The following is a 12,812-nucleotide window of genomic DNA, read 5'->3' as shown; positions in this document are numbered from 1 at the left end:
ATATCTAGTCTTTATTTAATGTTAATTTAATCAAATCATAATTCCCCATGGAGTTAATATCTATTAACCCTTAGGCTAATATCAACCTATCGATTGTTCATAAATAATCGTTTTAAGACTTATAAATAGATATAGTTAAATCATTCAACCAAGGAGAATTCAGATGAAAAAAATCATTATTGCTTTAGGTCTTGCCCTTAGCTTTACAGCCCCAGCATTTGCGCTCTCTCAGGCAGAATGCGAAGCAAAAGCAGTTAGTAAAGACGGTAAGCCAATTTATGGCGCCGCTAAAGATGCCTCCGTGAAGAAATGTATGGGTGATGCCAAGCCTAACGATTGCGAAGCAAAAGCAGTTAGCAAAGACGGCAAGCCACTCTATGGCGCAGCAAAAGCCGCATCTATCAAAAAGTGTGAAGGCGAGAAATAAATTCGTTTGAGTAAATTTATTTTAAGCATTAAAAAAGCCTCGCGTTGCGAGGCTTTTTATTGATCTGTTTTTATATTTCTTTTTTTCTCAGAACGGTTCGTAACCACCAGAAGAGTATCCGATGGATCCCATCGCTAAGTTATCAAACTTGGTATACGGGCCTTGCCAACTTAAGCGCACTGTGCCGATTGGGCCGTTACGTTGCTTACCAATGATAATTTCAGCAACACCTTTATCGGTGGTGGTATCAGGGTGATAAACCTCATCACGATAGATAAACATAATTAAGTCGGCATCTTGCTCAATAGCGCCGGATTCACGCAAGTCAGACATGATTGGACGTTTGTTAGGACGTTGCTCAAGGCCACGGTTTAACTGAGAGAGTGCAACTACTGGGCACTGCAATTCTTTTGCAAGTGACTTGAGCGAGCGAGAGATTTCAGAAATCTCTGTTGCACGGTTCTCAGAGCCAGAACCACTCATCAACTGCAAGTAGTCAATTACTACGAGACCAAGTGTGCCACCAAAGTTTCTGGCAATTCGACGTGCACGGGCACGCAACTCAAGACTAGATAAAGAGCCAGTCTCATCAATCAAAATTTGGGTATTACTCAAACGGGCAATCGCATCAGTAACGCGCGGCCACTCATCGTCTTGCAGCTTACCAGTACGCATACGACCCTGGTCTACGCGCCCTACTGAACCCAATAAACGGGCAGCCAATTGCTCGCCTGACATCTCCATCGAGAACACGACAACAGGCAAACCTTCTGCCAATGCAACGTTCTCGGCAATGTTTAAAGCAAATGCAGTGTTATGAGTAACGACATAATCATTCGTTACATAAGTTCTTTGGGGGTGGCTAACTGAAATACATTGCGCCTCAGACATCCTGGAAGGCTCAATACTCTGAAATGAAAGTCTGCGCTGACGATCCCAGCTTACCCTCAGTCTTTCGTTCTTTTCAGGCAAAGTGAAAGCCTCAAAACCAGGGCCAAAACTCATATTTAAAACATAAGATAAGCGACCTTGCTTCTTTTCACCTTTATAGGTGTAGCTAGATTGCTTCTGCGTTATTGAGCAAAAGCCGCCCAAAGATCTGGCTAGAGTTGCCACATCTTCAGACAATTGCTTACTTGCCGTACAGAAGCGAATGGAACCCCACTTCTCAATCCAGCCATCCGTATCCATCAAACCTTGAAATAATGCGAGACGAGAAGTTTTATTGGCCTCAAGATAAGTGGCAGGAATATATTTATCAAAACTTCTGCAACCTAGTACGCCTAACTCATCAAGAGCAGCCCTAAAGTGATTTGTCTTTACAGCAGCTCTTTGACCATTAGCAGCAATTCTTTCTTTCGAGACGAGTCTCCAGTCGTATGCATTCGCATGCACTAGCTCCATCTCATAACCCGCAAGCATATTGATACGCTCAACTAGCTCAGGTGATTTAGTCGAAAACATCACACTACTATGAGATAGCGCCAATGTTCCGTCGCCCAGCAATGCACCCAAAACCCACGGATGAATTGGCAATGCATTCGAGTGGCCAAAATCGCCCGAGACTGGATCAATCCATAGTCTATTTTTATATCGAACACATTGCAGCATTTCCATTAAGCGGACAGTGTTGATGACGCGAGGCTCAGACCATTCTCGATACATGACACGCCATAGATGTTCATCACAACACTCGGCTTGACGACCATCAGAAAAAGTCACTTTATATATCTGCTTCATGCCCTGCGGATAAATACCAGTAACCATCGAATGTTGACCATCTACAGAAGCAAGACGATCTCCGAAACGCAAGTCACCCATTAACTTCCAGCCATCAACCGTCTTCACTTTTGCATCCAGAGGTTGTGCTTTTCCCATAGAAGGACGGCCTGCAACAATCACCAGGTCGCCTTTTTGCAGGCCACTTGTTTGTTTGTCTAAATCTAAAAATCCAGTTGCAATACCTGTAATGTCGCTACCGCCTTGGCGGTTGTATAGCTCATCAATACGGGCAACCACGGAACGAAGCAAAGGCTCAATCTCAAGATAGTCAGCCTTACGACTACCTTCTTCGCCAATTTGCAAAATACGAGACTCCGCTTCATCCAACAGCGTTCTCACTGTTCGGCCTTCAGGCACAAACGCAGAATTAACAATACTGTCAGAAACCTCAATCAAGCGACGCAAAATACTACGATCACGAACAATGTCGGCGTAGCCTTTAATGTTTGCAGCGCTTGGGGTGTTTTGAGCTAAAGAGTTGAGGTAGTCAATGCTGATCAAATCACCACCCTGCTCAGATTTAACGGCATCGTAAACAGTGATGACGTCGGCAGGATGATTGTCGCCAACCAAACGAGCAATGACCTTGTAGATCAAAGCATGTTCAGGGCGATAGAAATCTTTATCGTTTAATACTCCGCCAAGGTTATCCCATGAGGAGTTATCGATTAGTAGACCGCCGAGCAAAGATTGCTCGGCTTCTACAGAATGCGGCGGAACTTTTAAAGCCTGCACGACTGCATCCCCAGGACCCATCATGCCGGGATTCAGCGTAACGGAACGTGAACGGGATTCAGCCATGTGGCTTATTTACAGTTCTAAAACTTAAGCTTGCTCACCAACTACACGAATAGTGATGTCTGCAACTACGTCGGTATGAACAGCAACCGCTACAGGGTGATCACCAACCATTTTCAATGGGCCAGTAGGCAAACGAACTGAAGACTTCTCAATTGTGAAGCCTTTAGCTTTCAACGCATCAGCGATATCGTGATTGGTTACAGAACCAAACAAACGACCGTCAACACCTGCTTTTTGACCGATTTCGAGAACCAAGTCTTTGAGCTTGATGCCAACTGCTTCAGCGGCAGCCAATTTCTCAGCAGCCAATTTCTCCAACTCAGCACGACGCACTGCAAAGTCAGCGATAGCTGCTTCAGTTGCACGACGAGCTTTACGTTGTGGGATTAAGAAGTTACGAGCGAAACCGTCTTTAACGCGAACGATGTCGCCGAGGTTGCCCAGGTTTGTTACTTTTTCTAAAAGAATGATTTGCATTGAGGGCTCCTAATTATTTCTTGTGTTGATCGGAGAATGGCAACAAAGCCAAGTAACGAGCACGCTTGATAGCAGTGTCTAACTGACGCTGATATTTAGCTTTTGTGCCTGTCAAACGAGCAGGAGTGATCTTAGCGTTTTCGCCAATGAAGTCCTTCAATGTATCTACATCTTTGTAGTCAATCTGTTCTACGCCAGCAACAGTGAAACGGCAATAACGCTTACGCTTGAACAATGGGTTCTGAGCTGGTTTCTTTTTGAAATCGGGTTTCTTTCCAAACGCCATGATGATTTCCTCTTTAATTTTTCAATTGAATATGGGTAATATGGAAAACAAGTCTTTGATTACGTAGAGTCTTGGGTGCTAAGAATCCCTCAAACACTGCCTCAGTTCCTAAATCCATTCGCTCTAAATCCTTTTGTATCGGACCGATCGTGATGGCTTCAACGTTCATCTGAATTTTCCTTGCCACTCCTACCTCGTTTGCTTGGCCGCTATGTTCTAGCTGGCAATGCATCACCGGTATTCCTGCTGGTGTAAATCGAATCGCGTCTTTAGATACCAAGATTGCAGTTAGGGTGAAATGATTCAACGCCGCTCCGCTTCTCTGATACGTTTTCTAGCCTGTGTATTCCTCTTCAAATTTCTAACTTAGGCTGCCGCTACAGGAGCGTCAGATTGAGCTGATTTGCGCGCTTCTTCACGTTGCACTTCTTTCATCATGATGGAAGGCTCTGTTTCAGCTTTCTTAGTCTTGATGATGAGGTGACGCAAAACAGCATCGTTAAATTTGAACGCATGCTCAAGCTCTTCCAGAGTTTTCTGGTCGCACTCAATGTTCATGCAAACGTAGTGGGCTTTAGCAAGTTTGTCGATCATGTAAGCCATCTGACGACGACCCCAGTCTTCCATGCGATGAATTTTTCCGCCCGCAGCTGCTAATGTAGCTTTGTAACGATCGATCATCGCTGGTACTTGCTCGCTTTGGTCCGGATGGACGATAAAGACGATTTCATAATGACGCATCAAACACTCCTTAAGGATAAAGTCACCTGGGCGTCTTGCTAACTTTCGATGGTTTATTAAAGTTAGCGCCAGTGTGACAAGGTAGTAACAAATTGTAGGTACTGCTTACAACACTTTTACAGCTCTCACCTGATTACAGGCAAGACCGCTATTCTAGCAAAAAAATCCTGCCAAGTCAGGGATTTACCAGCGGTTTGAGCCTGTTTTTCAGCATTCAAGGCTAATTGCAGCGCAATCCGAGCTCTTGGGGCAGAAAGACTGCCCGAGGCCAGGCAACCGGGAATATCTTTTTCTGGCAAATTGGCTTGCGCTTCTCCCGCCCCAGTTCTACTGGTTCTGACCAGTGCAATCCCATGTTTTACAGCGGCTACCAAAGATTCACGCCAGGCATCATGAAGGCTACCCATGCCCGTTCCCGCCAAGACCAAGCCCTTCACCTTGGAGTTCAGCCAGTGTGTGATAGTTTCCGGACGCGCGCCCGCATGGCTGGTCAAAATCTCCACCCAAGGCCATTCACCCTCCTTAGGGATAGGCCAATCCTCGGTCCAGAGAGCTTGAACCGCCTTGACTCCGGATAACCAGGAAGGATTAATCAAGCCCACCGAGCTACTAGGTGAGGCTTGAATAGGCGCATTGAGCGCGCTACCGTGCCGTTTTGATAGATCCATGGCCATACAACCTCGACCGTCCATGACGGCATAGATACCACCAGGGCAGTCATCAATTGGGGTTGAGGCCCAGCGAATGGCATCCAACAAATTGGAGGGTCCATCAGCCTTAGGCGCATTGGCCGGCAACATGGCGCCAGTCAAGATTACTCTTTTGCCTAAATTTTCAGCATATTTGCCACAAGTCAGCTGCAAGAAGACGCCAGTCTCCTCAATTGTGTCGGTTCCGTGAGTAAGCACTACGCCTGTAACCAAGGCATTAGCAAGCGCTTCCCTGACAGCCTCTCCCAGTTGGGTGAGTAAGGCCTCCGTTAGGTTGCAGCTATTGATGTTCGCCAATTGCCTGGAAACCAGCTGAATACCCTCAGGCACTGCAGACTGAATATGAGCCAGCAAAGAACCCACCTCAACCTGTCCTGCCACATATTCCAAAGGCTTATCCTCTGGTCTAGAGGCCAAGCCGGCAATCGTCCCCCCCATGCCTAAGACTAGGATATGAGGTGAATTTTCAGAGGTGTTTTCTTGTGAGCTCATACCCCATTATCCCCCTTAAATAGCTTGAATTATCAAAAACTGCTGTATACAATCCCAGTATGGACATAAATACAGTCGATTTTCCGGAGGAGCTGACTGCCCTCCCCAAGCTCACTCCACGTCAGAATGAGATTTTGGAGTTGATCACTAAAGCCATCGATGAGAGCGGTTTACCACCGACTCGTGCAGAGATTGCCACGCAACTGGGATTTGCCTCTGCAAATGCTGCCGAAGAACATCTTCGCGCACTAGCAAAAAAAGGTTATATCGAATTAACGCCAGGTACGTCACGCGGCATTCGCATTCCACAGCGATTCAATCAAACCCATCACAGCAATAAATATCGTCAGATGTCTTTACCATCTGGCGCGCTACAACAACTCACACTGCCATTGATTGGACGAGTTGCTGCCGGCTCACCAATCATGGCTGTTGAGCATATTGAAAAACAAGTTCCAATTGATCCAAGCTTATTTAGCAAAGGTGCCGATTACTTGCTGAAAGTAAAAGGTATGAGCATGCGCGATGCTGGAATTTTGGATGGTGATTATTTGGCTGTTAGAAAAACAACTGAAGTGCGTAACGGTGATATTGTCGTTGCACGCCTCGATGATGAAGTCACTGTGAAACGCTGGCAACAAAAGAAAACTGCCGATGGCATGGTCATTGAGTTGCAAGCAGAAAACCCGGACTTCAAAAATATCTTGGTAGACAGCCGTCAACCGAACTTTGCTATTGAAGGGCAAGCCGTTGGCTTAATAAGGGCTGAAGGGCTCTAAGCTACAACCCCTAAAGCAAAAGGCCTCTGTGAAGAGGCCTTTTTTGTTTCCTGCTGCAGCAACTAAATTATTTACGAGCAGGTGCTAGTACGTTTGCATTCTTAGGTGACGATGTAATCACAATTACTGACTTAGGACCGCCAAATGAACCATCGACTATTTCAATCGTTGCAGTTCTGTCGCCCTTTGTGAAAACCAAGATACTTGTTTTCGCTTTAACAGCAGTCACTGTTGTCCAACCATTCTTCGGATATTCGGATTGGAAGAAAGCATAAACATCTGTAGAGCCTTGCAATGCATTCACAATCGCTCTACCAACCCATTCATTACCGCGACCAATGATGATCGACTCAGTGCCATTTAAGCGCGCACCCTGTGGCAATAACATGTCACCCAGCAACTGAGTTTGGACTTCTTGAACTTCCTGTGGAGAGCCTGAAGGAGAGTCACCTGAACTAGCACAAGCGCCCAATAAAGCAGACAAGAACAATGCTATTGCACTAACTTTAAGAGTATTGGTTTTAATCATGTTTTGCTTTAGGTGATTGGCGAAATTTACTTAGCTTATTTAAAAGCATTTTAGGTGATGCGCCCATTTCGTCAAGGCAAATTACTGGAGGCGCGTGAGGGAATCGAACCCCCGTACGAAGCTTTGCAGGCTCCTGCCTAACCACTCGGCCAACGCGCCAGATACTTAAATCAAAAATGGGAAGCTTTTGAGGGCTTCCCATCGAACTTGGAGCGGGAAAGGAGGTTCGAACTCCCGACCTATACCTTGGCAAGGTATCGCTCTACCAGCTGAGCTATTCCCGCATAACAGGGCAGTAGTTTAACAAACAATCTGAAAGAAAGCATTATTTCCGCTCGAAGGCATCAAAGTACGGCATTGATTAAGGGCGCTCAACCCCGCCCGTCTTGAGTTTTAGGGGATTTAATCCACTTTGCCGACAAGTTGCGGCAACGCTTTCTTGAGGTAATAAAACATCGACCAAAGCGTTAAAAAGGAGGCAATCCAAATTAACCAGGTTCCGATTCTGGCGCAATCTAACCAGCCAAATAAGGCGTCATTCAACAATAAAAATGGAATTGCAATCAGTTGAGCCGTAGTTTTGAGCTTGCCAACCATGTGCACTGCGACGCTTTTGCCGGCTCCTAAGAGGGCCATCCATTCGCGCAAAGCGGAAATCGTGATTTCGCGACCAATAATAATCAGTGCTACCCAGACCTGAACACGGTCCATATTGAGAAGTACCAATAAAGCTGCGGCAACAATTAATTTATCCGCAACAGGGTCTAAGAATTGTCCGAACGCAGATTCTTGTTTTAAGCGGCGCGCCAAAAATCCATCCAACCAGTCTGTTACTGCAGCAAGCGTAAAAATCAGTGCTGCAATGAAATTTTTCTCAAACGGGGTTAGCCATTGGCCAGGGAGATAAAAGACAGCTACCAGCAGCGGAATTGCTGCTACACGCAACCAGGTTAAGGCGATTGGTAGATTGAATGGCATTTGCTAAGCATAAACCAAATGTCCCGCTTACTGACTAATGAAGTTGACGATAAATCTGCTCTGCAAGCGTAATGGAGACCCCCTCAACACTAGCAATCTCTTCAATACTGGCGTTGGCCACCCCTTTTAAACCTCCAAAGCGTGCCAACAGCTTCTGCCGGCGCTTGGCGCCAATACCTTCAATCTCTTCGAGCCTCGAAACCACCCTGGCCTTAGCGCGCTTTGCACGCATGCCTGTAATGGCAAAGCGATGCGCCTCATCACGAATCTGCGCAACCAGCAATAGTGCCGCACTATCAATACCAAGTTCAAGCGCCTTGCGGCCATCGGCAAAAATTAAAGTCTCCAAGCCAACCTTGCGACCCTCTCCTTTTGCAACTCCCACAATGAGGCCAATATCCATACCAAATTCAGATAGAACCTGTCTTGCCATTTCGACCTGACCTTTGCCGCCATCAATCAAAATCACTTGCGGTATTTTTTCTACTGGTAGTTCCTGAAAGTTTGCATAGCGTCTTTGCAGTACCTGGCGCATAGCTGCGTAATCATCACCTGGAGTGATGTCATTGATATTGAAACGACGATACTCGCTCGATTGCATCGCATTCTTGGCATACACCACACAAGAGGCTTGAGTTGCTTCTCCCGACGTATGACTGATGTCAAAACATTCGATTCGCAACTGCTCAAGACTTTCCAACTCAAGACCCAAAATATCAGCTAACGCACGCGCTCTAGCCAATTGACCACCAGTCTCCACTAGGCGCTTTGTCAAAGCAATCTTGGCGTTGCCTTCAGCCATAGCCAGCCAGTGGCGTCTTTGGCCTTGAGGCTGGTGCAAGAATGTGATTTTTCTACCGGCCTGCACATTTAATAGTTCATGCAAATCTTCAGGTGGCGACTCGCTTAACTTGGTCACATCATCACTCGCAGATTGCAAGGGGTGATTCAAAACCAAGACCGGTGGAATTAGATTGGTCGTAGCATCTTCAGCGTTTTCCTCTAAATAATGCTGAGCAATAAAAGCTTCCAATATTTCTGCTGGGGATGGCAACTCACCAGATGTTGTGCGCAACCCTTTAGGGAAGTACGCCCTATCACCTAAGTGACGGCCGCCACGCACCATGGCCAGGTTCACGCAAACCATTCCCTCCATCCGAGCGACCGCAATAATATCGACATCACCTTCACCCTCGGCAACCGTATCCATTGCCTGTTGCTGCAAGACGCTTGAAAGATCAGTAATACGATCACGCAGCACTGCAGCCATTTCAAATTCCATTGCTTCGCTGTGCGCATGCATTTCTTTTTCAAGCTCTGACAAAACGCGAGTGTGATCACCCTCTAAAAAACGGGTGGCCTGAGCTACATCTTGCCCATACTGCTCTACGCTCAGACGGCCTACGCATGGGGCGCTACAGCGATGAATTTGATGCAAGAGACAAGGACGACTGCGATTCTTGAATACAGAGTCCTCACAGGTACGCAGGCGGAAAACCTTCTGCAGAATTTGTACGCTATTACGCACAGCCCAGCTATTGGGGAATGGGCCAAAGTAATGGTTGCGCTTGTCCACCTTGCCACGATAAGAAGCCAACCGAGGAAACTGGTGCCCAGTAAGCATGACATATGGGTATGACTTATCGTCTCTAAAGAGAATATTGAATGGCGGCGCTAACTCTTTAATCAGATTGTTCTCTAGAATAAGAGCTTCAGTCTCGGTCCGTGTTACTGTTGTTTCATAGCGCGCAATTTTGCCCACCATCAATTCAATACGTGGTGACAACTGGGTGCGCTGAAAATAACTAGACACCCGTTTTTTGAGGTTACGTGCTTTGCCTACATACAGAATATGCCCCGCCTCATCAAAGAAGCGATATACCCCCGGCAATCCGGGTAGCCGTTTAACATCCTGCTGAAGGGTTTCAAAAAGCGAATTGCTCATGCGTTGGGATATTTTCTGCCAAATCGTCGATAACTATGGTGATGCCGGTGTTTGCTGGCGTCTAGCCCGAAGCTTATCAAGCATTCATGGCCAAGAGGTCCGTATTTTTTGCGATGATCTGCCAACCCTTAATTTACTCGCTTCTGGAGTAGATCCATCCGTTAAGCAAAAAATTGAATTTCTTCCTTGGGAGGCAAGCTGTAACAACGCACGTCACCCCGTTGAGACTCCCGATGTAGTGATTGAGGCATTTGGCTGCGACTTACCAGAGCGCTACCTCGCAGGCTTATTTATCGCCCCCATTAAACCCATCATCATCAACTTAGAGTATTTGAGTGCTGAGCCCTGGGTGATTGAGTTTCACGGTAAAGCCTCCCCTCAATCGCACGGTATACCAAAGTACTTTTTCTTTCCAGGATTTCAGGATGAGGTGGGCGGACTGTTGCTAGATCCGATCCCGCCAGAGGGTCAATTAGTCAAAGAGAATATCCCGGGCGATCTACAAACAGTGTGGTCACAGCTGCGACCTGGTGCCAAACGCATCAGTGTTTTTTGCTACCCTGGTGCTCCCCTAAAAAAATGGTTGGAAAATTTAGGCAGCCTTGATGAAGAAGTTGATGTCTTGCTGGCCCATGGCCATGCTGAACAATTAAATCTGTACGGCGAACAGCCGCTCTCGCTACCAGACAATCTGCGATTACTATCAATACCCTTTGTTTCACAGGATGACTATGACTGGGTACTCTCGCAATGCGACTTCAATATCGTTCGCGGAGAGGATTCTTTTATTCGCGCCCAGTTAGCGGGTAAGCCATTCATCTGGCATATCTACCCACAAGAAGATCGAGCACATGAGGTGAAGTTAGCGGCTTTTCTAGATCTATATCTGGAGGAGGCTAATCAAGCGCTACGTCTAGCCACCATTGGCGCAATGACCTGGGCAATGCCTAGCGAATGGTTTAGCAACTTAGAGGTCTGGAGTGATCATGCCAAGCTCTGGCGCACCCAATTACTGGAAAAACAGGGGGATGGAGGCCTGCCAGCACGTCTGGTGAGCTTTGCCACCTAATCCCAAGCAATAAAGGCTTGCGGGCGGTTACAATCTTGTTTTTGATAAAAACCGCAGAAAAATAGCTCTGCCCCCAGGAACAGCAAGATGAAAACAGCACAAGAACTCCGCGTTGGTAACGTAGTGATGATCGGCACCGATGCCCAGGTCGTTTTAAAAGCCGAATACAGCCGCTCTGGCCGCAACTCTTCAGTTGTAAAAATGAAATTCAAGAACTTGTTAACTGGCGCACCAAACGAAGGTGTTTACAAGGCCGATGACAAGTTTGATGTGGTGATTCTCGACAAGAAAGAATGCACCTATTCTTACTTCGCAGATCCAATGTATGTATTTATGGATGGCGACTACAACCAATACGAAGTTGAAGCCGAGTTCATGGGTGATGCATTGAACTACCTCGAAGAAAGTATGCCATGTGAAGTAGTGTTCTACGAAGGTAAAGCACTCTCCGTAGCAATGCCTAACTCTTTGGTTCGTGAAATCATTTACACAGAACCAGCAGTTAAAGGTGATACTAGCTCAGGTAAAGTATTGAAGAACGCAAAATTGGCAACTGGCTATGAATTACAAGTTCCATTGTTCTGCAACACTGGCGACAAGATCGAAATCGATACTCGCACCGGTGAATACCGTAGCCGCGCTAACTAATCAGCACACTACAGTAGTTAAAAAGCCCGGCATGCCGGGCTTTTTTATTGTCACAGTATTTGCTTAGGCAATCAGCTTTAACTGCTGCAGCAAACCCTTTGCATGTTGATACTCAACTTCACCCTGAAGGTCTTGCCAGTTAAGGGCCGATGCAGTGGGCATCAAACGGTTTAAGCGCGTTGCAGACTCGCTTAATTTTGCTTTGGATACCTTTAGCTTAGAGAGCAACTGATCAGCTAAGTCAGGGCGATTGCAAATTAATACTGCATCACAACCTGCCTCTAAAGCCATCTCAGCACCCTTCACTACTGAGCCCGCTACGCTAGCGCCCTCCATCGAAAGGTCATCACTAAAGATTACACCCTCAAATCCCAACTCTTGACGCAGAATGGAATGTAACCAGATCTTCGAAAAGCCCGCTGGGTTCTTATCCACTTTAGGGTAGATCACATGGGCTGGCATCACTGACGCCAAACTAAGATCTAGCCACTCATATGGCTTGGCATCATCATTCAAAATTTCTTGCAAAGAGCGTTCATCGACTGGTATTGCCACATGAGAATCTGCCTCCGCCCAGCCATGCCCCGGAAAATGCTTTCCACAGTTAGCCATGCCAGCTAAACGCAAACCCTCATTAAGACTCTTGGCTAATGCAAATACCATTTGAGGATCGCGACTAAAAGAACGATCTCCAATCACACCGCTTCGGCCAAAATCGAGATCGAGTACTGGCGTGAAGCTAAAGTCAACGCCGCAAGCACGCAATTCGGCTGCAAGCACATAACCACAGGCCGTCGCCGCTGCCATTGCCAATGCAGCAGATTCAGCGGCATGAGTGGATTTGGTTTTAGATAACCAGAGCTCTCCAAGCTTGCGCATAGCTGGTAGGTGAGTAAAGCCATCTGTCTTAGCACGCTGTACACGCCCACCCTCATGATCAATCGAGATCAATACATCCGGGCGTAGCTTCTTGATGTCAGCCGTTAATTTTGTGAGCTGTTTTCGATTGGCAAAATTTCTACCAAACAAGATGATGCCACCAGTAAGCGGATGCAAGATCCGACGACGATCTTCAGCATTAAGCTCATGACCAACCACATCTAAGGTAACCGGGCCTGGGGCCATCTTTGACTTACTCATCTCTTCCT

14 protein-coding genes and 2 tRNA genes are annotated in these 12,812 nt (G+C 46.7%); 4 read left to right on the top strand and 12 right to left on the bottom strand.

Annotated features, from left to right (window positions below):
* Positions 1 to 163: 163 nt before the first annotated feature.
* Entirely contained in the window at positions 164 to 427 is a 264-nt protein-coding gene (locus tag C2745_RS02245) for a hypothetical protein (RefSeq protein WP_215384742.1), read from the top strand.
* 87 nt (positions 428 to 514) lie between these two features.
* On the opposite strand, the gene dnaB is transcribed toward C2745_RS02245, so the two are convergent.
* The 6 genes from dnaB to C2745_RS02215 form a co-directional block, all read right to left on the bottom strand.
* Positions 515 to 2,965, bottom strand: coding sequence for a replicative DNA helicase (dnaB, locus tag C2745_RS02240; protein WP_371743001.1), 2,451 nt, complete (start codon positions 2,963 to 2,965; stop codon positions 515 to 517).
* Positions 2,966 to 3,034: 69 nt separating this feature from the next.
* On the bottom strand, positions 3,035 to 3,487 hold the full coding sequence (gene rplI, locus C2745_RS02235; RefSeq protein WP_215384740.1) for a 50S ribosomal protein L9: 453 nt from the start codon (positions 3,485 to 3,487) through the stop codon (positions 3,035 to 3,037).
* 13 nt (positions 3,488 to 3,500) lie between these two features.
* On the bottom strand, positions 3,501 to 3,773 hold the full coding sequence (gene rpsR / locus C2745_RS02230; protein WP_011902267.1) for a 30S ribosomal protein S18: 273 nt from the start codon (positions 3,771 to 3,773) through the stop codon (positions 3,501 to 3,503).
* 13 nt (positions 3,774 to 3,786) lie between these two features.
* Positions 3,787 to 4,080: a primosomal replication protein N gene (gene priB / locus C2745_RS02225; RefSeq protein ID WP_072583120.1), complete on the bottom strand. Its 294-nt coding sequence runs from the start codon at positions 4,078 to 4,080 to the stop codon at positions 3,787 to 3,789.
* Positions 4,081 to 4,139: 59 nt separating this feature from the next.
* Positions 4,140 to 4,514, bottom strand: a complete 375-nt coding sequence (rpsF, locus tag C2745_RS02220) for a 30S ribosomal protein S6 (RefSeq protein WP_068322189.1) — start codon at positions 4,512 to 4,514, stop codon at positions 4,140 to 4,142.
* A 125-nt stretch (positions 4,515 to 4,639) separates the two neighbouring features.
* The gene (locus tag C2745_RS02215; RefSeq protein WP_215384738.1) at positions 4,640 to 5,716 is read right to left on the bottom strand and encodes an asparaginase; all 1,077 of its coding nucleotides are present in this window, start codon (positions 5,714 to 5,716) and stop codon (positions 4,640 to 4,642) included.
* 59 nt (positions 5,717 to 5,775) lie between these two features.
* Here C2745_RS02215 and lexA point away from each other — a divergent pair, with 59 nt between their 5' ends.
* The gene (gene lexA, locus C2745_RS02210) at positions 5,776 to 6,495 is read left to right on the top strand and encodes a transcriptional repressor LexA (RefSeq protein WP_215384736.1); all 720 of its coding nucleotides are present in this window, start codon (positions 5,776 to 5,778) and stop codon (positions 6,493 to 6,495) included.
* Positions 6,496 to 6,562: 67 nt separating this feature from the next.
* Here lexA and C2745_RS02205 read toward each other — a convergent pair whose 3' ends face one another.
* The 5 genes from C2745_RS02205 to uvrC form a co-directional block, all read right to left on the bottom strand.
* Complete coding sequence (locus C2745_RS02205; RefSeq protein ID WP_215384734.1) at positions 6,563 to 7,024, bottom strand: hypothetical protein; 462 nt, start codon at positions 7,022 to 7,024, stop codon at positions 6,563 to 6,565.
* Between the two features lie 85 nt (positions 7,025 to 7,109).
* Positions 7,110 to 7,183 (bottom strand) — tRNA-Cys (locus C2745_RS02200).
* A gap of 49 nt (positions 7,184 to 7,232) precedes the next feature.
* Positions 7,233 to 7,308 (bottom strand) — tRNA-Gly (locus tag C2745_RS02195).
* Positions 7,309 to 7,426: 118 nt separating this feature from the next.
* The gene (pgsA, locus tag C2745_RS02190) at positions 7,427 to 8,002 is read right to left on the bottom strand and encodes a CDP-diacylglycerol--glycerol-3-phosphate 3-phosphatidyltransferase (RefSeq protein ID WP_215384732.1); all 576 of its coding nucleotides are present in this window, start codon (positions 8,000 to 8,002) and stop codon (positions 7,427 to 7,429) included.
* A gap of 34 nt (positions 8,003 to 8,036) precedes the next feature.
* A complete protein-coding gene (gene uvrC / locus C2745_RS02185; RefSeq protein ID WP_215384730.1) occupies positions 8,037 to 9,947 on the bottom strand; it encodes an excinuclease ABC subunit UvrC in 1,911 nt (636 codons plus the stop codon).
* Between uvrC and earP the strand changes: the two genes are divergently transcribed.
* Entirely contained in the window at positions 9,946 to 11,016 is a 1,071-nt protein-coding gene (earP, locus tag C2745_RS02180) for an elongation factor P maturation arginine rhamnosyltransferase EarP (RefSeq protein WP_215384728.1), read from the top strand. The two genes, uvrC and earP, sit on opposite strands and share 2 nt — an antisense overlap.
* Before the next feature lie 87 nt (positions 11,017 to 11,103).
* Positions 11,104 to 11,664 carry an elongation factor P gene (gene efp, locus C2745_RS02175; RefSeq protein ID WP_012357464.1) on the top strand — a complete coding sequence of 187 codons (561 nt, stop codon included), beginning with the start codon at positions 11,104 to 11,106 and terminating at the stop codon, positions 11,662 to 11,664.
* A 63-nt stretch (positions 11,665 to 11,727) separates the two neighbouring features.
* On the opposite strand, the gene nagZ is transcribed toward efp, so the two are convergent.
* On the bottom strand, positions 11,728 to 12,804 hold the full coding sequence (nagZ, locus tag C2745_RS02170; protein WP_215384727.1) for a beta-N-acetylhexosaminidase: 1,077 nt from the start codon (positions 12,802 to 12,804) through the stop codon (positions 11,728 to 11,730).
* Positions 12,805 to 12,812: the final 8 nt, after the last annotated feature.

It is taken from the genome of Polynucleobacter sp. AP-Kolm-20A-A1, assembly GCF_018688315.1.
In the GTDB taxonomy this organism is placed as follows: Bacteria; Pseudomonadota; Gammaproteobacteria; order Burkholderiales; family Burkholderiaceae; genus Polynucleobacter.
Note: the sequence above shows the minus strand (reverse complement) of the source record. Positions and strands in the feature narration are given on the sequence as shown.